This is a genomic window from Rhizobium sp. BK512 (assembly GCF_014194915.1).
Taxonomy (GTDB): domain Bacteria; phylum Pseudomonadota; class Alphaproteobacteria; order Rhizobiales; family Rhizobiaceae; genus Rhizobium.
Genome location: NZ_JACIAS010000001.1, coordinates 1,074,656 through 1,093,860, shown reverse-complemented (window position 1 = coordinate 1,093,860; position 19,205 = coordinate 1,074,656). Strand labels below are relative to the sequence as shown.

Here is a 19,205-nt window from a genome sequence, read left to right as displayed (position 1 = left end):
TAAATGTATACATCGTGTCAAGGGATGGGAGTGGATCGACTTTCATAAACGCCAATTTGGCGAAGAGACTTTGGTTTGATGCATACAATTATGTGTTAGGATGCCGGCTCAGGGTGGGGTTTTGTATGCGTTTCGGCTGCTATATACATTTAGCCGGGATTGGAGGCGCCGATGAAGCAGAGTGAAGCCGCAACACATGGCCGTCGCGCCGTTATCGAGTTGCGGGAAAAGATTTTGAGCGGCGAGTTGCAGGGCGGCACGCGCCTCTTCGAAGTGCCGCTGGCGGAGGCGCTCGATATTTCACGCACTCCCGTGCGGGAGGCCATGTCGCGGCTGACGGAGGAGGGGCTGCTCGATCGCCTGCCAAATGGCGGCTTTGTCGTCCGCCGCTTCGGTTTTGCCGATGTGGTCGATTCGATAGAAGTGCGCGGAGTCATGGAGGGCATGGCGGCGAGGCTCGCTGCGGAACGCGGCGCCGCACCCGATGCGCTCGAAGATATCAGGCAGACGGTGTTGAAGCTCGACGCCTGTTTCGGCGAGCAGCTCGACGATGTCGATTTCGATGCCTATTCCGACCTGAACGAAAAATTCCACCATCAGCTTGCAGCACTTGCCGGCAGCGAGATCATCAGGCGTGAAGTGGAGCGGGCAAGTTCGCTGCCCTTTGCCTCGCCCTCGGCGTTCCTGCCTGACAAGGCTGATATCACCGCCTTCCGCCGATCGCTGCGCTCCGCGCAGGACCAGCACAAGGCGCTCGTCAGTGCGATCGAAGCGCGCGAAGGCAGTCGCGCGGAAGCGATCGCCAGGGAGCATGCCCGCACGGCGCGACGCAATCTTGAATACATTCTGGCGGAAGACCCTACACTGATCGAACAGATCAGGGGACTCGCGCTGATTCATCGGTAATTTCAGATAATTCCTGGTTCTGAAGGGCGGCCTGTGGCCGCCTTTTTTCATTTTCGGAGCATTGGCCTGGGTGTTGTCGGGAGAAAATAGGCTTGCAATCTGATCGCATTGGGCATTTCATGTATACATTATCGCATGCCAATGGGAGGACATCAGGTGGCGAGATCGAACCTATCCGAAGTTTTGAAGTCGGCTGGCAATACGGTGGAGTTGCTGCGCAATTCCAAGGTCGGCATGTATGTATACCCGGTCGTGGCGGCCGAGTTCTCCAACTGGCGTTCGGAGCAGGCCGCATGGCGCAACTCCGCCGTCCTCTTCGATCAGTCGCACCATATGGACGAATTGACCGTCGAAGGCCCTGACGCGGAGAAGTTCCTCGCCTATCACGGCGTCAACTCCTTCTCGAATTTCGATACGAACCGCGCCAAGCATTTCGTACCGGTCACGCCGGCCGGTCATGTGATCGGCGACCAGATCATCTTCCGCGAACGCGAGGACAAGTTCATCCTGGTCGGCCGCTCGCCGACCTCCAACTGGCTGATGTTCTGCGCTGCATACGGCAAGTGGAATGTGCGCCTGAAATATGATCCGCGCTCGCCCTCGCGCCCGGAAGGCGAACGGGTGTTGCGTACGCATTATCGCTATCAGATCCAGGGACCGGATGCCCCAAAGATCTTCGAGAAGATGAACGGCGGACCGATCCCCGACATCAAGTTCTTTCATGTCGACAAGATCAAGGTCGGCTCGAAGACTGTGAATGCGCTGCGTCACGGTATGTCCGGTGCGCCGGGCCTGGAAATCTGGGGTCCCTACGAGGACAAGGCCTATATCCACTCGGTCATCCTGGAATCGGCAAAGGCGGCGGGCGTCGATCTCGTACGCTGCGGCAGCCGCGCCTATTCCACCAATACGCTGGAATCCGGCTGGATCCCGTCTCCACTGCCCGGCATCTATACAGGTGACGGCATGCTGGCTGCCTATCGCGACTGGCTCGGCGCCGACAGCTACGAGGCAACTGGCGCCATCGGCGGAAGCTTCGTTACCGGCAATATCGAGGACTATTACGTCAATCCGTTCGAGCTCGGCTACGACTTCTACATCGGCTGGAAGAAGGACGATTTCATCGGCAAGTCGGCACTCGAAAAAATGAAGGGCCAGACGAGCCGCAAGAAGGTGACCTTCGAGTGGAATGCCGAAGATGTCGTCAACGTCATCGCCTCGGCATTCCGTCCGGGTGAGGATCATTTCAAGTGGATCGATTTCCCTCAACCGAATTATGCCTCGACCAGCGCCGACAAGATCATGCGCGACGGCAAGATGGTCGGCATGTCGATGTTCAATGGCTACAGCTACAACGAGCGTTGCATGCTCTCGCTCGGCATCGTCGATGCCGATGTTGAGGTTGGCGATGTGCTGACCCTCGTGTGGGGCGAACCCGACGGTGGCTCAGGCAAGACCTCGGTCGAACCGCACAAGCAGGCGGAAATCCGCGTGCGTGTTTCGCCCACTCCCTATTCCCGTGAAGCTCGCGAGAATTACGCCGAAAGCTGGCGTAGCAAGAAGAGCTGAACTCCGACACCACCATCCACGGTGTTAACGACGGCGCCCGGGAGGGCGCCGTTTTTCATGGATTCGTCCTCGCGCATTGCCTCTAGCGGACCACGCATGGCAGCTGTTAGAACAGCCACTCTTCCCGATCGGCGATCACTCCGATGTCACAAAGACAACGCAGATATGCCTCCTGAAAATCGAATCGAACAAGGATGACAGCAGTGGCACAGGCCCAGCCGCATGAGCGAATTCAGTACATCGTCGAGGGCGGCCATCGCCTTGCCGGCGAGATCCAGCCGAGCGGCAACAAGAATGCCGCCTTGCCGATCATTGCCGCTTCGCTGCTGACCGACAAGCTCGTGTATCTGACCAATGTGCCGCGTATCCGCGACGTCGAAGCGCTGGTCGAGCTGATCCAGTCCGTCGGCGCCAAGGCGCGCTGGCTCGGCCGCAACGAACTCGAGATCGAGGCGAGCGATCTCAAGCCGGCCGATCTCGATCCGGCGTTGTGCGCCCGCATTCGCGCGTCCATCCTGCTTGCCGGCCCGATGCTGGCTCGTTGCGGCGAGATCACTTTGCCGCCGCCGGGTGGCGATGTCATCGGCCGCCGCCGCGTCGACACGCATTTCCTGGCACTTGAACAGCTCGGTGCCGAGATCAGCGTCAACGGTTCTTATAGTTTTCGCGCAAGGCACCTGCGCGGTGCGGATGTCTTCCTTGACGAACCGTCGGTCACTGCCACGGAAAATGCTCTCTGCGCGGCTGTGGCCGCCGAAGGCAAGACGATCCTGCGCAATTGCGCCTCCGAGCCGCATGTCCAGGATCTCGCCCATTTCCTCATCGCAATGGGTGCCAAGATCGAAGGTATCGGCACCAATACGATGATCATTCATGGCGGCCAGCCTCTCGGCGGTGCCTCACACCGCATCGGCCCTGACCATAACGAGATTGGCTCGCTGATCGGCCTTGCTGCCGTCACCGGTTCCGAGATCGTCATCCGACGGGCGGGTGTTGAGCATCTGCGCTCGACGCTGATGACCTTCGAGCGTCTCGGTATCCGCTGCCGCATCGAGGGCGACGATCTTGTCGTACCGGCGGGTCAGGAAATGAAGATCCAGCCGGATTTCGGCGGGCATATTCCGAAGATCGAGGATCAGCCCTGGCCGGCTTTCCCGGCCGACACGATGTCGATTGCCATCGTCACCGCCTCGCAGTGCGATGGCGTGGTGCTGATGTTCGAGAAGATGTTCGAAAGCCGGATGTTCTTCGTCGACAAGCTGATTACCATGGGTGCGCGCATCGTGCTTTGCGATCCGCACCGCGCGATCGTCGCCGGCCCCTCCAAGCTGCGCGCCGCGCAGGTGGAAAGCCCCGACATTCGCGCCGGCATGGCGATGCTGATTGCTGCCATGTGCGCCGAGGGAACGAGCGTCATCAACAATGCCCAGCAGATCGAGCGGGGATATGAGCGGATCGAGGAGCGGCTCAACGCGCTCGGCGCGCGCATTACCCGCGTGCCGCCGCGCGAGGCATAAATCTAGACGCTGAGATGCGCTTCGAGGATTTCCGGTGAGGCGAGAAGTGCTTCGGATGTGTCGCGGTAGGTCACCGCGCCACGTTCGAGCACGATGACCTCATCGGTCAGCGGCAATACTTTGCGCGCCTTCTGCTCGACGATGATTGCCGACATGCCTTCGCCGGTGACGATGCGGCGAAGCGCTGCCAGCAGCTCGTCGACGATGATCGGCGCGAGGCCCTCGAGCGGTTCATCGAGCAGCAGCACCTTCGGATTCAGCATCAGGGCGCGGGCGATGGCGAGCATCTGCTGCTCGCCTCCTGACAATTGGTTGCCGAGGTTGCGGCGGCGTTCCTGCAGGCGCGGGAACATCTGGTAGATGCGGGCGACATTCCAGGCACCGGGCCGCGCGCTCGCCGTCAGGTTTTCCTCCACCGTCAGCGAACGGAAGATATTGCGCTCCTGCGGCACCCAGCCGATGCCGAGGGGAGCACGCTTTTCCGCGCGCAGCCGGGTGATATCGCGCTGCTGCAGGTGGATTGAGCCGGCTTGATGGGTGGTGACGCCGATGATGGTGTTGAGCAGGGTCGTCTTGCCGGCGCCGTTGCGGCCGAGCAAGGCCAGCGAGCGGCCTTCCTCCAGCGTAAAATCGACCTTGGCAAGCACATGGGCTTCACCATAACCGGCGATGAGGCGTTCGACCCGAAGCAGTTCGGCCATCAGGCATCCTCCCCGAGATAGATGGCTTTGACCTGCGGGTCCTTGGAGATTTCGGCAACGGTACCCTCGGCAAAGAGAGCACCGGCAGCGAGCACCGAGATACGGTCCGCGAAGGAGAAGACGAGATCCATGTCGTGTTCAATCAGCACGACCGTAACGTTGGCGGGCAGTTCGCGGACGATGCCGAGAACCTCATGGCGCTCTTCTTCAGGAACGCCGGCGGCCGGCTCGTCGAGCAGCAGCACTTTCGGCTGCATCGCGATCGCAAGGGCGATCTCCAGCAGGCGCTGCTTGCCGTAGGGCAGGAGCGTCGTCGGCATGCCCATGACATCGACAAGGCGGAAGCGCTCCAGCAAGGCGGCTGCTTCATCGGCAACTTCGCGGTCTGCTGAAAGCGGCCGCCAGGCGAAGCGACCATGGCCCTTGCGCTCGCTGATCGCCAGCATGACGGAATCGAGCGGCGTGAAATCACCGAAGAGCTGGTTGATCTGGAAGGTGCGGGACAGGCCCTTGCCGACGCGGCGATAGGAGGAAACGCCGGTGATATCCTCGCCGGCAAGCAGGATCTCGCCGCTGTTCGGCGTCAGAACGCCAGTCAGTAGGTTGATGATCGTGGTCTTGCCAGCGCCGTTCGGGCCTATCAGGGCGTGGCGTGCGCCATGGCGGATTTGCAGCGAGACATCATTGGTGGCGACGAAGCCACCGAAGCGTTTGACGAGATGGCGTGTTTCGAGGGCAATGGTCATTTGCTCTCCTCCGCAATGGTATGCTGCATGTTTGCCTGTTGTCGGTGGCGCGCAGCACCGGGCAACAAGGTCTGCCAGCGGGTCAGACGCTCGCGGCCAACCAGAACGATGATGATCAGGACGAGACCGATCCAGAACATCCAATATTGCGGCGTGATGACCGACAGCCAGTTGCGCAGGATGGAGAAGATGACGGCGCCGAAGACGCCGCCATAGAGATAACCGACGCCGCCGATGACAAGCACCAGCAGCACCTCTGCGGAACGATGGAAAGCGAGCACGTCGGGCGAGACGAAGCTGGTCGTCTGCGTCAGCAGCGCGCCCGCGATGCCGGCATAGGCAGCCGAGATCGTATAGACCGCGACGATGCGGCGGGTGGGCGAGATGCCGAGCATGGAGGCTCGGCGCTGGTTGCGCTTGATCGCCTTGAGAGACAGGCCAAAGGGCGAGTTGACGATACGCCGTGCAATGTAGGTCAGAACGACAAGCACAATCAGGCAGTAGATGTATCCGGTGCGGCCCCAGAGATCGAATTCGAAATAGCCCAGGATAGGGTTCAGCATCACGCCGCTCAGGCCGTCGGCGCCGCCGGTGAGCCAGGCGGCCTGATTGACGAGTTCGGCGAGTAGCATGGCGACGCCGAAAGTTGTCATGAGGCGGGTAAGGTCGGAGCCGCGCAGCACGAGGAAGCTTGTCAGCAAGCCGAAGAGGCCGCTGACGAGGGCGGCGGCCACCAGGCCAATGACGGGCTCGCCTGAGACATAGATCGCAAACAGACCGGCGGCATAAGCGCCGAGGCCGAAGAAGGCGGTATGGCCGAGCGAGACGATGCCGGCATAACCGAGGATGAGATCCAGAGAGACGGCGAAGAGCGCAAGAATGGCGATCTCCGTCAGGATCAGCATCTGCGACGGCAGCGTGAAGATCGCGGCGATGGCGACCAGCCAGAGAGCGAATTCCCAGATCTGCCAGCGGCCGGCGCGCTTCAGGAGTTCCATGGCCTTGCTGGAGGCGTTGCTGTGTTCGCCGCTCATCGGCCGCCCTCCCGGGAGAAGAGGCCATGGGGCCTGACGATCAGCACGAGGATCATCACGGCGTAGATGATGAAGGCGCCAAGCTCCGGCACGTAATACTTGCCGGCGACATCGGCAATGCCGAGCAGCAACGCGGCAATGAAGGGACCTGTTATCGACGAGGTGCCGCCGACAGTGACAACGATCATGAAATAGATCAGGTATTTCAGCGGAAAGTTCGGGTCGAGACCCAGCAGTTCGGTGCCGAGCGCACCGCCGAGGCCGGCAAGGCCGGAGCCCAGCGCGAAGGTCAGCGCGAAGATGACGGAGACATTGATGCCCATGCCACGTGCGACACGTCCGTCATCGACAGCGGCGCGAAGCTGGCTGCCGAAGCGGGTGCGGGTGAGCGCCAATTGCAGGGCGACGGTCAGAAGCGCGCAGATGACGATGATGAAGAGCCGATAACGGCCGATATCGATGCCCAGAAAGCCGAAGCGGCCGCTGAGTTCGGGTGGCAGGTTGATCAGTTGCTGCTGGCCGCCCATAAAATAATCGATGGCCGATATCGCCATGAAGACGAGGCCGATCGAAAACAGCACCTGATCAAGATGGGAAGCCGAATAGAGGCGCCGGTACAGCAACCGTTCCAGCACGACGCCAACGAGTGCGGTGACGATGAAGGCGGCAGGCAGGCACCAATAAAAGGAAATGCCATAGCGGTTCATCATGATGACGGTGACGTAGCCGCCAGCCATGGCAAAGGCGCCATGCGCCAGATTGACGAAATTCATCAGACCTAGCGTGATCGACAATCCGCAGGCGAGAACAAAGAGAAGCATGCCATAGGCGATGCCGTCGAACAGGATTGTCAGCATGAGACCTCACTGCATCCAGGCGGCGGAATTGCTTCCGCCGCCTGTTCCCTGGGCTTACTTGGCAGCCGTATTCGGATCGTGGATCTTCGGATAGGTCGCGAACTCGACATTGTAGAGTTCGCCGTTCTTCTCCTTGACCTCGCGCATGTAGATATCCTGCACGATGTCGCGTGTATCAGGATCGATGGTGATGGGCCCGCGCGGGCTGACGAATTCCATACCCTTCATGGCATCGACGAGTTTGGTGCCATCCGTGTCACCGCCGGTCTTTTCGAGTGCAGCATAAGCGACATGCATGGCATCATAGCCGCCGACCGACATGAAGTTCGGGCGCATGTTCTTGTTGGCTTTGCGCACTTCGGCGACGAAAGCTTTGTTTTCCGGGCTGTCGTGATCGGTCGAATAGAAATGACCGGTGATGACGCCCTTGGCGGCCGGTCCCATGCCATTCAGGAGATCGTCATCGGTGACGTCGCCGGTGGCGATCAGCTTGATGCCGGCGTCGGCAAGACCGCGATCGACGAACTGCTTCATGAAGATTGCGCCGACACCTGATGGCACGAAGACGAAGAGGGCATCCGGCTTGGCGTCGCGTACACGCTGAAGGAAGGGTGCAAAATCGGGGTTCTGCAGGGGAACGCGGAGTGCTTCGACAACCGTGCCACCTTCTTTCTTGAACTGGTCGGTAAAGCCCTTCTCGATGTCGATGCCCGGACCGTAATCGGTCACCAGCGTGACGACCCGCTTGAGGTTGTTCTGGACTGCCCAGGTGGCGACTGGAACGGCGGATTGTGGACCGCCCATCGAGGTGCGCACGAAATAGGGCGACTGTTTCATGATCGCCGAGGTCGTGGCCGAGGTGATGATCGCCGGAACCTTTGCCTGGTTCAGAACCGGGGCGACACCCATGGCAAGCGGCGTCAGGCCGAAGCCGACAAGCATCTTGACGCCGTCATTGACGACGAGTTCCTGGGCGATGCGGCGGGTCTGGTCGGCCGTGCCCGCGTCGTCACGCAGCACCAGCTCGATCTTCTTGCCTGCAACCGTGTCGCCATTGATTGCCATGTATGCGCGAGCGCCGGCCTCGACCTGACGGCCGGTTGAGGCAAAAGGACCTGTCATCGGCAGGATCACGCCGATCTTCACCGTTTCCTGCGCAAATGCAGGCATCCCAGCAATCGTGGCGAGCGCCGCGCCTGCTATCAATAGTCTTCTTGAAAACGAAATCATGTATACTCCTCCCATTGTTGCGCATCATATCTCTCTCCCGGAGATATGCCGCGACCTGAACGTTTTTCTTCTCTCCTCCAGAGGAAAACGCCATTGTCGCGAAAATTGCTCAGCGACATCAATGTATACATAAAACTTGACTTGGTACAAGCTGCTGCTACCTGGCAGGCTGATCACCAAAGGCCCGGCGGACGGTCTTTTGCGCTTGCCAGTTTTGTGTTTTGTCAAAGCAAATTTTCGATCGTCGCAACTCTGTCATATAGCTATGGCGAGAACGTGCTTTATCGAGCGAATTGAACAGGGAGCGTGCCATGATCGAAAACACTCAGCTCGACCGTATCAAGAACGAAATCGCCGACAGCTTCGACGAGGAGCTGGAAATGCAGATGGAGGAGGACCGGCTCGACGAGCTGGTCGCCGAGGGCATGTCCGGCGAAGCGGAACAGACGCTCGAGCGCAAACTCTATTTCCGCGAGCTCTTCCGCCTGCAGCATGAGCTGGTTCGTCTTCAGGACTGGGTCCAGTACAAGAAGTTGAAGGTGGTCGTGCTTTTCGAGGGCCGCGATTCCGCCGGCAAGGGCGGTGCAATCAAGCGCGTGACCCAACGCCTCAATCCGCGCGTCTGCCGCGTCGTGGCGCTGCCGGCGCCGACCGAACGCGAGCGGAACCAGTGGTATTTCCAGCGCTACACGCCGCATCTGCCGTCGGCGGGCGAGATGGTGCTCTTTGATCGCAGCTGGTACAACCGTGCCGGCGTCGAGCGGGTCATGGGCTTCTGCACGAAGGACGAGCTGGAAGAGTTCTTCCGCTCCGTGCCGGAATTCGAGCGCATGCTGGTCCGCTCCGGCATCATCCTCATCAAGTACTGGTTCTCGATCACCGATGAGGAGCAGGAGTTCCGCTTCAACATGCGCATCCACGATCCGCTGAAGCAGTGGAAGCTCTCACCGATGGACCTGCAGAGCCGCGTCCATTGGGAGGAATATACCAAGGCCAAGGAAGAAATGCTCGCCCGCACCCATATTGAGGAAGCGCCGTGGTGGGTCGTTCAGGCCGTCGACAAGAAACGCGCGCGCCTCAATTGCATCGCCCATCTGCTCGGCCAGATCCCGTATGAGGACGTTCCGAAGGAAGGGATCGTGCTGCCGGATCGCGTGCGTCACGATGACTACCACCGCACCCCGGTTCCGCCGGAAATGTATGTTCCCGAAGTCTACTGATTGAAATGGCTGCGGCCGGTTTCCGGCAGCAGCGTCTTTTCAGCATGTCGCGCAAAACCGATTCACGCGTTGCGCGACATGCCTCAATGCGCCGATTGCTGCTTGGCGCGGGCGACGATCTGGGTCGGATTGACGAATTGCAGCGCGATGATGAGCCAGAAGAGCGTCGTCACCATATAGATCACCGCCATCGCATCGATTGATTGGCTGGCTCGTACGCCGGATGCGAAGACCGCATAATAGAGAGAGACGACAAGCGTCTGGGTCTGCGGTCCGGCGATGAGGAAGGTCAGCTCGAACATCGCGAGCGTGCGCACCAGCACGAGCAGAAGTGCTGCCAGCATGCCGGGCAGCAGGAGCGGCAGCAGAATGCGGATAAAGAGGCTGGTGGTGCCGGCACCGAAGACACGGGCGGCGGCCTCGATGCGTGGATCGATCTGCTCGATGAACGGGATCATGACGAGCACGACGAAGGGGAAAGACGGCACGAGGTTGATCAGCACGACGCCCCAGAAGGTGCCGCCGAGCCCGAGCTGGTAGAGCACTGTTGCCAGCGGAATGCCGTAGGTCAGCGGTGGGATCAGCAGCGGCAGCAGGAAGAGCAGAATGATGGCGCGCTTGCCCGGGAAATCGCGCCGCGCCAGAGCATAGGCTGTCAATACGCCCAGAATGCCCGAGATGATGACGACGACAAAGGCCATCTCGAAGGTAACGATGACGACGCTGGATAGCTGGAATTCGCTCCAGGCGCTGAAATACCAACGATCCGTCCAGCCGCGCGGCAGCCATGTGCCGAGCCAGCGTGTGGCGAAAGAGTTGACGATCACGGCCGCGATGACCGCAAGCAGGTTGAGGACAAAGAGGGTCGCGAGCGCCCAGACGGCGATGCGCCAGATCTTCGAGGTAAGGCCCTGGTCACGGATCATGGCTTAGCCTTTCGTGCCGCCGGCCGGGCCGCGGTAGAAGAAGGAACGCGCACCGAGGACGGCGACGACAACAATGAGCTCGACGCCACCCATGATAATGGCGATCGCCGTGCCGTAGGAATGATCATATTGCTCGAAGGCGGCTTGATAGGCTGCAATCGAGATGACGCGCGTCGGACCAGCCGGCGCGCCGAGCAGGACGGCGGACGGGAAGACGGCAAAAGCCTGCACGAAGGAAAGGCAGAAAGTCACGGCGAGACCGGGCACCAGGAGCGGCAGGAACACGCGCGTAAAGCGCTGCCGCGCATTGGCGCCGAGCGTGGCGGCAGCCTGCTCGATCGCCGGGTCGATGCCGGTGATATAGGACAACGTCAGCAGGAAGGCGAAGGGGAAGCCGGTAATCAGCAGCGAGGCGAAAACACCCCAGTAATTGTTGGTGAGCTTGACCGGTGAATCCAGGATGCCGAACAGGATGAGCGTCTCGTTGAACCAGCCGCGCGGGCCGAGAAAAGTCAGCAGACCATCGGCGACGAAGACAGTACCGAGCGTAATCGGCAGTACGAGGATCGTCGTCAGTAGCCGCTGTCGCCGCATCAGTCGGACGCGAAACGCAACCGGGACTGCGAAGGCCAGGTTGACGATCGTGACCGGCAAGGCAAGCCACATCGTATTGGCGATCGTGCCGTACTGGAACTGGTCCGAGAAGAATTTCGCGTAATTTTCGTACCAGACGCCGCCATCCTTCGGCATCAGGGAATCCGCAACGCCGTAGACAAAGGGGTAGATGAAGAGGGCGATCATGAAGATCAGGCCTGGCAGCACCAGCAATGTCGTGCCGTCAAGGCCCTGAGCGGCAAGCCGCGTCTTCAGTGAGGGACCGCCATTCATGCTGGCGCCCCTTTGAAGACCAGCGAACGGCCCGCGACGGGCTGCAGAGTGGTGGCAGAGCCGCGCGGCAACGCATCATCGGAGCGGAAATACAGCTCCGATCCGTCCGCCGAACGAGCCATACCGAAGAAGGCGCGCCCGCGATATTCGGTGTTCGCGACAATGACGGGAATGCCGCTGTCGTCGGTGGTCGCAACGAGATCTTCAGGACGCACGGAGAGCACTGCGGCATCGCCGACCTTCAATGTGTCGCGCATCGTGCCGGTCAGCCGCGCACCCGCGGCCTCGATTTCGGCCTCGCTGCCGGAGATGGAGACGACGCGCCCGGGAATGCGGGTGCGGAAGCCCATGAAATCGGCGACGTTGAGATTGACCGGGCGCTGGTAGAGATCCTGAGGCGTGCCGATCTGCTGGATATGACCCTGGCTCATGACAACGATGCGGTCGGCAAGCGACAGGGCTTCGTCCTGGTCATGCGTGACATAGATGGTCGTCGAGCCGATCTGGTCGTGGATACCGCGGATTTCGGCGCGCATTTCCAGCCGCAGCTTGGCGTCGAGGTTGGAGAGCGGCTCGTCCATCAATACGATCGGCGGGCGGATGACGATTGCGCGGGCAATCGCCACGCGCTGCTGCTGGCCGCCGGAGAGCTGGCCGGGCAGCTTGTCCGCTTGACTTTCGAGGCGCACGAGCGCCAGCGCATCGATGATGCGCTTGTCGGCTTCCGCGCCGCTGATGCCCTGCATGGCAAGGCCGAAACCGACATTCTTGCGCACGCTCATGTGCGGGAAAAGGGCGTAACTTTGAAAGACCATGCCGAAGCCGCGCTTTTCCGGCTCCAGTTGGTCGATGCGATTGCCGCCGAGGCGGATTTCGCCGCCGGACAGGCCAAGCAGGCCGGCAATGCAGTTCAGCGCGGTGGATTTTCCGCAGCCGGAGGGGCCGAGAAGTGCGATGAATTCGCCGGGTTCGATCGTGAGGTCGATGCCATCAAGGGCGTTATAGGCGCCGAAAGATCGCCTGATGCCATCGAGCTCAAGGCGCGCATTCTTCCGCGATGACGCTGTTGCTGCGTTCTGAACCGGCAAAGTCAATGCAATCTCCATTTATCGGCAACCATGGCCGTTAGAAATCCGGCGCCGAGATACCCGGCGCCGGCTCATTTCAATCACCGATAATCAGCCCTTCTTGGCGCCGATCTTCTCGTCCCAGATGCGGAAAGCCTGGACGAGCTGCTTGGGCTCGAGCGGCACTTCCAGCGGGCTGCCGGCGATCCAGTCGGCATATTCCGGCCGGCCGAATTCCTTGATGGTTTCCTGGCTTTCTGCAGGCGCCATCTCGAGCGTGACATCCTTTACCGCCGGGCCTGGATAGAAGTAGCCTGCATCGTAGGCGATTGCTTGCTGTTGCGGCTGATAGATGAAGTTCAGGACGTCGAGCAGAACGCCAACCTTCTCGTCGGAAACGCCTTTCGGGATCGCCGCATAGTGAGCGTCGGTGACCCAATGGAAGCCTTCGAGCTTGCCGACCTTGGCTTCCTCGGGAACGATGCCGAGCGCGCGTGGGTTGATGTCCCAGCCGGTGGTGGTTGCGACGATGTCACGCGTGCCTTCGCCGAGTTCTTTGAAGACCACTGCGGTGCCGGTCGGGTAATATTCGATGTTTTCGCCGAGAGCGGCGAGATATTCCCAGGTCTTGGCCCAGCCGTTGACCGGATCGCGCGGATTGCTGTCGCCGAGAAGATAGGGCAGGCCCATCAGCAGCGTGCGGCCTGGGCCGGAATTTGCGGGGCGCGCATAGAGGAACTTGTTCTTGTTCTGCTTCGTCCAGTCGAGCAGCTCCTGCGCCGTCTTCGGCGGGGTCGCCACCTTGTCCGGCATATATTCGATCAGCGGGCCGGACGGGTAGTAGGTGATGACGACGCCCTGGTCCTTGGCGAGTGCCTGCATCTTGAAAGCCTGCGGCAGCAGGATGCTTTCAAGATTGGGAAGGGCGGATTTCTTGGCGGACAGGTCGACCCACAGACCCTGGTCGACACCGGCCGAAAGCGCGTCCGTGCCCGTTAGCACGAGGTCGATATCGACCTTGCCGGCAGCCTGCTGGGCCTGGATCTTGGCCGGCAGTTCCGGAGCGGGGGCCTTGGTGAAGGAAAAGCTGGCGACGAATTCAGGCTTGGCCTTGGCGTAGTTCTCGAACATGCCCTGCGTCAGCGCCAGGTTGCCCGCGACGTCGACGATGGTGATGGTGACCGGCTTTGCCGGCGCCTTGGCCTGTGCGAAAGCGCGAAGCGGCAACATTCCGGCCGCGGCGACGCCGGCAGCTCCGCCGACGAAGGTTCTGCGTGTAATCTTCATTCTATCCTCCTCCTTTGCGGCGGTGCCGGCCTTTGCCCCGAGCCCGCCCGTTTGCATCGCAATGCACGTCCAATGCTTCGATGCGCCGGCTTTCCGGCAGCATCAAATGCTCGCAGCTCGAAGCTTTTCCTCCGGGTGCAATGCCATGTCGCCGTTCTCCTCCGCGGCATATCTTGGCAACAGGGTTCAATTGATATACTAGTATGCACGAAAGTGTCAACGTCCCGAGACCATGCATGCGGCAAGCTTCCGACCCTGAAATCCTTGCCTTCCCGGCGCCCCACGACGCGGGCGGAAAGATCCGCCGCGTGACGACGGCCGTCGCAATCCACGAGCGGTTGCATGCCGATATCGTCTCTCTGAGGATCCCGCCCGGTACCGTGCTGCAGGAAAAGCGGATCGCAGAGGATTTCGGTGTGAGCCGAACGCCGGTGCGCGAGGCGCTGCTGAGACTGTCCGAGGGTGGACTCGTCGATATCTATCCGCAATCGGGCACGGTGGTTTCGCGAGTGCCGGTCTCGGCCATTCCGGAAGCGGTCGTCGTGCGCAAGGCGCTTGAAGGGACGACGGTCGAGATAGCCGCTGGCATTGCGACGGGGGCCGATATTGCGCGGCTGGATGCGATCATCGCCCGCCAGAAGACGCATGCCGCACTCGGCAACGCTTCGAGCTTTCACGAAGAAGACGAGGCCTTCCACGAGGCGATCGCACAGATTGCCGGCTATCCCGGCATCTGGACCATTCTGAAGACGGTGAAGGTGCAGATCGACCGGGCACGACGGCTGACGCTGCCGGTGCTCGGGCGCATGGACAATGTCGTGCGCGAACATATGGTGATCCGCGACGCCATTGCTGCCCATGATATCGGGGCGGCGCGAGAAGCCATGATTCATCACCTAAGCGCCGTTATACCTGACGTCGCGGAGCTGCGCTCGCAGTTCCCCGACTATTTCTGCTGACGGCGGAACGACAAAACGCAGATACAAAAGGAGAGAAAGACGAGATGCGGCAAGGTTGGAGATGGTTCGGGCCGGAGGCGCCGGTCACGCTGGACGAGGTGCGCCAGACGGGTGCGACGAACATCGTTTCGTCGCTGCATCAGGTGCCGATCGGCCGTGCCTGGACAGAGGCGGAAGTACGCGAGCGCCAGGCGCTGATCGAAACCACGCCGGCCGGACGTTCGCAGCTGACCTGGAGCGTCGTTGAAAGCATTCCGATCCCCGATGCCGTCAAGCGCAAGGGTGGTCAGGCAAAGGCGGAGATCGAGGCCTGGATTGCCAGCCTCGAGGCAGTGGCCGCCTGCGGCATCCCGATCGTCTGCTACAATTTCATGCCGGTCGTTGACTGGACGCGCACCGACCTCGATTACGTGACGCCGACCGGCGCCACCGCCATGCGCTTCGATCATGAGCGTTTTGCCGCCTTCGAGCTTTTCGTGCTGGAGCGTCCAGGTGCTGCCGAAGAATATTCTGAAGAAGACAAGACACGGGCCAAGGCTGTCTATGAAAGCATGACGGAAGCGGAGATCGCCGAAGTCACCCGTATCATCACCTCGGCTCTGCCCGGATCGACAACCGAACCGCTGACCATTCCGGCTTTCCGTGAGAAGCTTGTTGCCTATCAGGGTATCGACGCGAAGAAGCTCCGCCAGCATCTCATCGAATTCCTCGAGGCCGTGGTGCCGGTTGCGGAAGCGCGCGGCGTCAAGCTGACGCTGCATCCCGACGACCCGCCGCGCTCGCTCTTTGGTCTGCCGCGCATTGCTTCGACGGCAGAGGATTATGCAGCACTTTTCGATGCCGTCCCGGCGGCCGCCAACGGCATGTGCTATTGCACCGGCAGCCTCGGCGTGCGCGCCGGCAACGACCTGCCGGCGATTGCTCGCCGTTTCGCCTCGCGTATCTACTTCGCGCATCTTCGGGCCACGACCCGCGAGGGCGATGGTCGCACCTTCCATGAAAGCGCGCATCTTGAAGGCGACGTGAACATGGTTTCCGTGCTGAAGGAACTGGTGGCTGAGGACCGCCGCCGCAGCGCCGACCAGTCGATCGTCTTCCGCTCGGATCACGGCCACCGCATGCTTGACGACTTGCAGAAGAATGTCACACCCGGCTACCCGGCAATCGGCCGTCTTCGCGGCCTTGCAGAGTTGCGCGGCATTCTGCACGCACTCGACGCACCGCCGACCTGATTTTCTGTTTGCAAGCAGTTCCAGCTAAACCGATTTTGCTGGAATTGCTTAGCTCCGGCTCGCCGCCGAAAGCCGCCTCAGCGCTTCGACGGCCCGATCGGCGTCGCCGGCCGGCACGAAAATGTGGTCGTGGTAATAGCCCGCGACCACGTTGGCGCTGATGCCGACCTCCTTCAAGGCCTGGGAGAAGGCGGCTGTCAGGCCTACGGCTTCAAGTGAGGAATGCACTTTCAGCGTGATCTGCCGCAGCGGCGCGCTTGCCTGCAGGCCGGCCTCGGTCGCCCTATCCTGCGGCAGGATGAGTGTCAGGCCTTCCTTTTCATGAAACAGGGCAAGCGGGCGAAGATGGAGATAGTCTTCCAGCCGCGAGGCCGGCACGGCGCAATAGACGAATTCGCCTGCCACCAATTCCGGCTCCATCGTCGCGAGAAGGACTGAGAGGTCGGTAATGCCTGTCATGCCGTTTTCCCTGATGTCCCTTACTGTGAAAAGATGTTCTCCAGCACCGAAAGACCGGTGACATGGTTGGATCGGATGAGCGCAGCTGCGAGTGTCGGATCGCGATCCTCATAGGCACGGCACAGTCGTTCGTGATCCTCGTAGGATTTCTGCAGGCGGCCGGGCTGGGATAGACTGATACGGCGCAAGCGAAGTGTTCTCAAAAGCAGGGAATCGACGATCTTCTTGACCGTGCGATTACCTGCGAGTTCGGTGTTGCGTTCGTGAAAGTCGATATTTGCCCAGAAATAGGCGTTCACGTCGCCGGCCTTGCTCGCGGTTTCCATGAGCCGCATGATTGGCCGGAGGGTGCGGATATCGTCCAGCGACACGTCTCGCGCAATATCGCCTGCGATCAGTTCCAGGAGATTGGCGCGGACGCGGTAGATATCGCGAATTTCCTTGATCGAAAGGCTGGCAACGCGCGGGCGACGGCGCGGCGGGATTTCGACGAGCCCTTCCTTTTCCAGAAGCATCAATGCTTCGCGGATCGGCGTCCGGCTCGTCTTGTAGCGCCGCGCAAGCTCGACGGAGTTGAGGTCATCGCCCGGTTTGCGAATGTCCTCGATGATCTCGGCTGCTACTTCGCGTGCGATAGTGGAAACGAGTGATGGCCTGTCATGCTGTTCAGTGACCAGACGCGCGGCAACCGCTTCGGCGCGCTGACGCGAGTCTGTATACCGCGGATCGCCCGCGGCGTGGACTATATCGGCTGACGTGTATTCGGCGGACAAGAGAACTCCTAGGAAATGTCCCTCCCACCAAGAGCTTAGCATGCTCTGTCGACAACGAAAACTATAAGGCAAGTAATTGCCTTGCATGCGCAGGTTGAGGCGGTTCACACCCGGTTTGGCGGAATCTGGCCCCTTTCCCTGATGCCGATCTCCGCTGATATGCGGCGGCAGATATCTCGTCGGCGGTCGCGCAGTGTTGCTTGAGGCGGCCTCAATCCAGGAGCGTCTTAGAGCCCGGAGGCCTTCAGATGAGACGGAAACGATAGGCTCTCACGACGGCCTGCATGCGGTTGACGGCATCGAGCTTGCGCATCGCCGTCTTCAGGTAACCGTTCACCGTATGGGCGGAAATATGAAGGATGATGGCGATCTCCTCGCTGCTCTTGCCGGAGGCTGACCAGCGCAGGCATTCGATCTCGCGAACGGTCAGGCGCTCGTAATCGGCGAGCGGCGGCTCGGTCGCCAGGCTGAAGCTGTCCAGCGACTTCAATACGGCAAAGACCATGCGCGCGCATTCCTGCTCGTCGGGCGGGCTGCGCAGGCCAGAGAACATGATGACGTAGTGCCTGAGAATAGCGTCATGCAGTGTAAAGCTGATGGTGTTGTGAAGGCCGAGATCCTCGAAGTTGCGGGCGAGTTTTTCCGAGTTGCTTGCGTTGCCGGGCTGGGCGAACATGCCCGTGCCGGAATAGATCGGCATGATGGTCTTCTTCAGATCCTCGATCAGCTGGCTGCGCCAAAAGAGATCGGAAGCGTCGTAGCGGTCGATCAGCTCCTGTGGCCAGTTGCCGGCAATGATATTGGTACGAAAGCCGAGCTTGTCAGCCTGCGGAAAGCTGGCAGCCAGAAAGAAGCGGAAGCCATGTGCCTGCATGACATGCTGGAGGGCAGCGGAGAAACTTCTCGTGGGATCGGCATGGACTGTGGCGCTGGCTGCGTCCCCTGGTAAGGAGAACTTTGCCCTATTCTTGAGGATCATGGATCGTCTGCCGGCAAATGCACTGACCGGCCGGGAGGGAGCCGGTCAGCGCCAGGAGGAGGGGGATCAGAAAGGCGTCCGGTTGATTTCTTCCGGGCGACGGTACGCGGCAATGCGGACTGGCTGGTATTCGTAGATCGGGTTTTCCGGTTCCAGGCGCAGAAGCGCGCAGTGGAACTTGTAATTCACACCGGTCACGATGTTCGAAAATATCACATCCATGAGGATATTCCTTCCGACGCTGATAAATATTGGGCGCTTGAGCTTTATCATGGCGTTCACCTCGTTTCTTCTGTCCGCCTTACCGGATCCAACGAGGTTAACTATAGTCTTTATTGCTTCCATCCTGAATTATACATAGGTGTATAATTTGATTTGATCTTTTGGCGGAAACAATACTCCCCTGCTGAGCCTTACGGCTTCAAAGCCATTTCAAGATAGTTGATGAGAGAATCGAATTCGACCGGCTTGCCCAGAAAGGCCAGCGCACCGCCTTCCATGGCGGCTGTGCGGGTTCTTTCGTCGCGGTAGGATGTCATGAAGATCATCGGCGGCTTTTCAGGTTCGCCGTTGAGGATTGCCTGCAGTTCGATCCCGCTCAGTCCGGGCATCTTGACGTCGACCAGCATGCAGTCGATGGCCGCCCTGTCATTAAAGGCCAGAAACTCTTCCGCCGAGCAGAAAAGCTTGCTCTGGTAGCCGCAGGACTGGATCAGATCGTCAAGCGCCTCCCGGATAGCCTGGTCGTCATCAACGACAGCGATTGTGGATGTATGTGACACGAGATTGCTAGCCTTGCTTATTCTTACATTACGTTAGGCTATATTAAGAGATCGAGGCCGTGTCGCGGTACCA

Annotated in this window: 20 protein-coding genes; 6 read left to right on the top strand and 14 right to left on the bottom strand. The window is 60.4% G+C overall.

Annotated elements, in window-relative coordinates:
- Positions 1 to 171: 171 nt before the first annotated feature.
- The 3 genes from FHX06_RS05490 (at position 172) to murA (ending at position 3,992) form a co-directional block, all read left to right on the top strand.
- Complete coding sequence (locus tag FHX06_RS05490) at positions 172 to 906, top strand: GntR family transcriptional regulator (RefSeq protein WP_183878312.1); 735 nt, start codon at positions 172 to 174, stop codon at positions 904 to 906.
- 156 nt (positions 907 to 1,062) lie between these two features.
- Positions 1,063 to 2,475 (top strand): aminomethyltransferase family protein, encoded by a 1,413-nt coding sequence (locus tag FHX06_RS05485; RefSeq protein WP_183878310.1) that lies wholly within the window; start codon positions 1,063 to 1,065, stop codon positions 2,473 to 2,475.
- Positions 2,476 to 2,678: 203 nt separating this feature from the next.
- Positions 2,679 to 3,992, top strand: a complete 1,314-nt coding sequence (gene murA / locus FHX06_RS05480) for a UDP-N-acetylglucosamine 1-carboxyvinyltransferase (RefSeq protein WP_018114726.1) — start codon at positions 2,679 to 2,681, stop codon at positions 3,990 to 3,992.
- A 2-nt stretch (positions 3,993 to 3,994) separates the two neighbouring features.
- Here murA and FHX06_RS05475 read toward each other — a convergent pair whose 3' ends face one another.
- From FHX06_RS05475 to FHX06_RS05455, 5 genes are read right to left on the bottom strand one after another with little or no spacing between them, the layout of a single operon-like run.
- The gene (locus FHX06_RS05475) at positions 3,995 to 4,693 is read right to left on the bottom strand and encodes an ABC transporter ATP-binding protein (protein WP_183878308.1); all 699 of its coding nucleotides are present in this window, start codon (positions 4,691 to 4,693) and stop codon (positions 3,995 to 3,997) included.
- Positions 4,693 to 5,439, bottom strand: a complete 747-nt coding sequence (locus tag FHX06_RS05470) for an ABC transporter ATP-binding protein (protein WP_113204133.1) — start codon at positions 5,437 to 5,439, stop codon at positions 4,693 to 4,695. Before FHX06_RS05470 ends, FHX06_RS05475 begins: the two co-directional genes overlap by 1 nt.
- Positions 5,436 to 6,473 carry a branched-chain amino acid ABC transporter permease gene (locus FHX06_RS05465; protein WP_183878306.1) on the bottom strand — a complete coding sequence of 346 codons (1,038 nt, stop codon included), beginning with the start codon at positions 6,471 to 6,473 and terminating at the stop codon, positions 5,436 to 5,438. The genes FHX06_RS05470 and FHX06_RS05465 overlap by 4 nt, the downstream gene beginning before the upstream one ends.
- Complete coding sequence (locus FHX06_RS05460) at positions 6,470 to 7,330, bottom strand: branched-chain amino acid ABC transporter permease (protein WP_183878304.1); 861 nt, start codon at positions 7,328 to 7,330, stop codon at positions 6,470 to 6,472. Before FHX06_RS05460 ends, FHX06_RS05465 begins: the two co-directional genes overlap by 4 nt.
- A 54-nt stretch (positions 7,331 to 7,384) precedes the next feature.
- Complete coding sequence (locus FHX06_RS05455) at positions 7,385 to 8,560, bottom strand: ABC transporter substrate-binding protein (RefSeq protein WP_183878302.1); 1,176 nt, start codon at positions 8,558 to 8,560, stop codon at positions 7,385 to 7,387.
- Positions 8,561 to 8,871: 311 nt separating this feature from the next.
- On the opposite strand from FHX06_RS05455, the gene ppk2 reads away from it, so the two are divergent.
- Positions 8,872 to 9,780 (top strand): polyphosphate kinase 2, encoded by a 909-nt coding sequence (ppk2, locus tag FHX06_RS05450; protein ID WP_018114720.1) that lies wholly within the window; start codon positions 8,872 to 8,874, stop codon positions 9,778 to 9,780.
- 83 nt (positions 9,781 to 9,863) lie between these two features.
- Here ppk2 and FHX06_RS05445 read toward each other — a convergent pair whose 3' ends face one another.
- The 4 genes from FHX06_RS05445 to FHX06_RS05430 form a co-directional block, all read right to left on the bottom strand.
- Positions 9,864 to 10,706: an ABC transporter permease gene (locus FHX06_RS05445; RefSeq protein ID WP_018114719.1), complete on the bottom strand. Its 843-nt coding sequence runs from the start codon at positions 10,704 to 10,706 to the stop codon at positions 9,864 to 9,866.
- Positions 10,707 to 10,709: 3 nt separating this feature from the next.
- A complete protein-coding gene (locus FHX06_RS05440; protein WP_018114718.1) occupies positions 10,710 to 11,594 on the bottom strand; it encodes an ABC transporter permease in 885 nt (294 codons plus the stop codon).
- Positions 11,591 to 12,700: an ABC transporter ATP-binding protein gene (locus FHX06_RS05435; RefSeq protein ID WP_112543914.1), complete on the bottom strand. Its 1,110-nt coding sequence runs from the start codon at positions 12,698 to 12,700 to the stop codon at positions 11,591 to 11,593. The genes FHX06_RS05440 and FHX06_RS05435 overlap by 4 nt, the downstream gene beginning before the upstream one ends.
- Before the next feature lie 72 nt (positions 12,701 to 12,772).
- On the bottom strand, positions 12,773 to 13,948 hold the full coding sequence (locus FHX06_RS05430; protein WP_029616401.1) for an extracellular solute-binding protein: 1,176 nt from the start codon (positions 13,946 to 13,948) through the stop codon (positions 12,773 to 12,775).
- 236 nt (positions 13,949 to 14,184) lie between these two features.
- Here FHX06_RS05430 and FHX06_RS05425 point away from each other — a divergent pair, with 236 nt between their 5' ends.
- Together FHX06_RS05425 and uxuA are read left to right on the top strand one after the other, a co-directional pair.
- Positions 14,185 to 14,907 (top strand): GntR family transcriptional regulator, encoded by a 723-nt coding sequence (locus FHX06_RS05425; protein ID WP_018114715.1) that lies wholly within the window; start codon positions 14,185 to 14,187, stop codon positions 14,905 to 14,907.
- A 44-nt stretch (positions 14,908 to 14,951) separates the two neighbouring features.
- Positions 14,952 to 16,139, top strand: coding sequence for a mannonate dehydratase (gene uxuA / locus FHX06_RS05420; protein ID WP_018114714.1), 1,188 nt, complete (start codon positions 14,952 to 14,954; stop codon positions 16,137 to 16,139).
- 48 nt (positions 16,140 to 16,187) lie between these two features.
- On the opposite strand, the gene FHX06_RS05415 is transcribed toward uxuA, so the two are convergent.
- The 5 genes from FHX06_RS05415 to FHX06_RS05395 all read right to left on the bottom strand — a co-directional run bounded on the left by FHX06_RS05415 (position 16,188) and on the right by FHX06_RS05395 (position 19,132).
- On the bottom strand, positions 16,188 to 16,598 hold the full coding sequence (locus FHX06_RS05415) for an ACT domain-containing protein (RefSeq protein WP_018114713.1): 411 nt from the start codon (positions 16,596 to 16,598) through the stop codon (positions 16,188 to 16,190).
- Between the two features lie 20 nt (positions 16,599 to 16,618).
- Positions 16,619 to 17,371 carry a GntR family transcriptional regulator gene (locus FHX06_RS05410; protein WP_018114712.1) on the bottom strand — a complete coding sequence of 251 codons (753 nt, stop codon included), beginning with the start codon at positions 17,369 to 17,371 and terminating at the stop codon, positions 16,619 to 16,621.
- 244 nt (positions 17,372 to 17,615) lie between these two features.
- The gene (locus FHX06_RS05405; protein ID WP_029616400.1) at positions 17,616 to 18,350 is read right to left on the bottom strand and encodes a helix-turn-helix transcriptional regulator; all 735 of its coding nucleotides are present in this window, start codon (positions 18,348 to 18,350) and stop codon (positions 17,616 to 17,618) included.
- Between the two features lie 66 nt (positions 18,351 to 18,416).
- Positions 18,417 to 18,572, bottom strand: a complete 156-nt coding sequence (locus FHX06_RS05400) for a hypothetical protein (protein WP_246715476.1) — start codon at positions 18,570 to 18,572, stop codon at positions 18,417 to 18,419.
- A 191-nt stretch (positions 18,573 to 18,763) separates the two neighbouring features.
- Complete coding sequence (locus tag FHX06_RS05395) at positions 18,764 to 19,132, bottom strand: response regulator transcription factor (protein ID WP_018114709.1); 369 nt, start codon at positions 19,130 to 19,132, stop codon at positions 18,764 to 18,766.
- Positions 19,133 to 19,205: the final 73 nt, after the last annotated feature.

Excerpts from the sequence above, each read along its gene's own strand:
- FHX06_RS05465 (WP_183878306.1), bottom strand. The coding sequence starts at position 6,473 with ATGAGCGGCGAACACAGCAACGCCTCCAGCAAGGCCATGGAACTCCTG.
- FHX06_RS05435 (WP_112543914.1), bottom strand. The coding sequence starts at position 12,700 with ATGGAGATTGCATTGACTTTGCCGGTTCAGAACGCAGCAACAGCGTCA.
- ppk2 (WP_018114720.1), top strand. The coding sequence starts at position 8,872 with ATGATCGAAAACACTCAGCTCGACCGTATCAAGAACGAAATCGCCGAC.
- FHX06_RS05415 (WP_018114713.1), bottom strand. The coding sequence starts at position 16,598 with ATGACAGGCATTACCGACCTCTCAGTCCTTCTCGCGACGATGGAGCCG.
- FHX06_RS05470 (WP_113204133.1), bottom strand. The coding sequence starts at position 5,439 with ATGACCATTGCCCTCGAAACACGCCATCTCGTCAAACGCTTCGGTGGC.
- FHX06_RS05430 (WP_029616401.1), bottom strand. The coding sequence starts at position 13,948 with ATGAAGATTACACGCAGAACCTTCGTCGGCGGAGCTGCCGGCGTCGCC.
- FHX06_RS05400 (WP_246715476.1), bottom strand. The coding sequence starts at position 18,572 with ATGGATGTGATATTTTCGAACATCGTGACCGGTGTGAATTACAAGTTC.
- FHX06_RS05445 (WP_018114719.1), bottom strand. The coding sequence starts at position 10,706 with ATGATCCGTGACCAGGGCCTTACCTCGAAGATCTGGCGCATCGCCGTC.
- FHX06_RS05405 (WP_029616400.1), bottom strand. The coding sequence starts at position 18,350 with ATGATCCTCAAGAATAGGGCAAAGTTCTCCTTACCAGGGGACGCAGCC.
- FHX06_RS05440 (WP_018114718.1), bottom strand. The coding sequence starts at position 11,594 with ATGAATGGCGGTCCCTCACTGAAGACGCGGCTTGCCGCTCAGGGCCTT.
- uxuA (WP_018114714.1), top strand. The coding sequence starts at position 14,952 with ATGCGGCAAGGTTGGAGATGGTTCGGGCCGGAGGCGCCGGTCACGCTG.
- FHX06_RS05460 (WP_183878304.1), bottom strand. The coding sequence starts at position 7,330 with ATGCTGACAATCCTGTTCGACGGCATCGCCTATGGCATGCTTCTCTTT.
- FHX06_RS05475 (WP_183878308.1), bottom strand. The coding sequence starts at position 4,693 with ATGGCCGAACTGCTTCGGGTCGAACGCCTCATCGCCGGTTATGGTGAA.
- FHX06_RS05490 (WP_183878312.1), top strand. The coding sequence starts at position 172 with ATGAAGCAGAGTGAAGCCGCAACACATGGCCGTCGCGCCGTTATCGAG.
- FHX06_RS05455 (WP_183878302.1), bottom strand. The coding sequence starts at position 8,560 with ATGATTTCGTTTTCAAGAAGACTATTGATAGCAGGCGCGGCGCTCGCC.
- FHX06_RS05425 (WP_018114715.1), top strand. The coding sequence starts at position 14,185 with ATGCGGCAAGCTTCCGACCCTGAAATCCTTGCCTTCCCGGCGCCCCAC.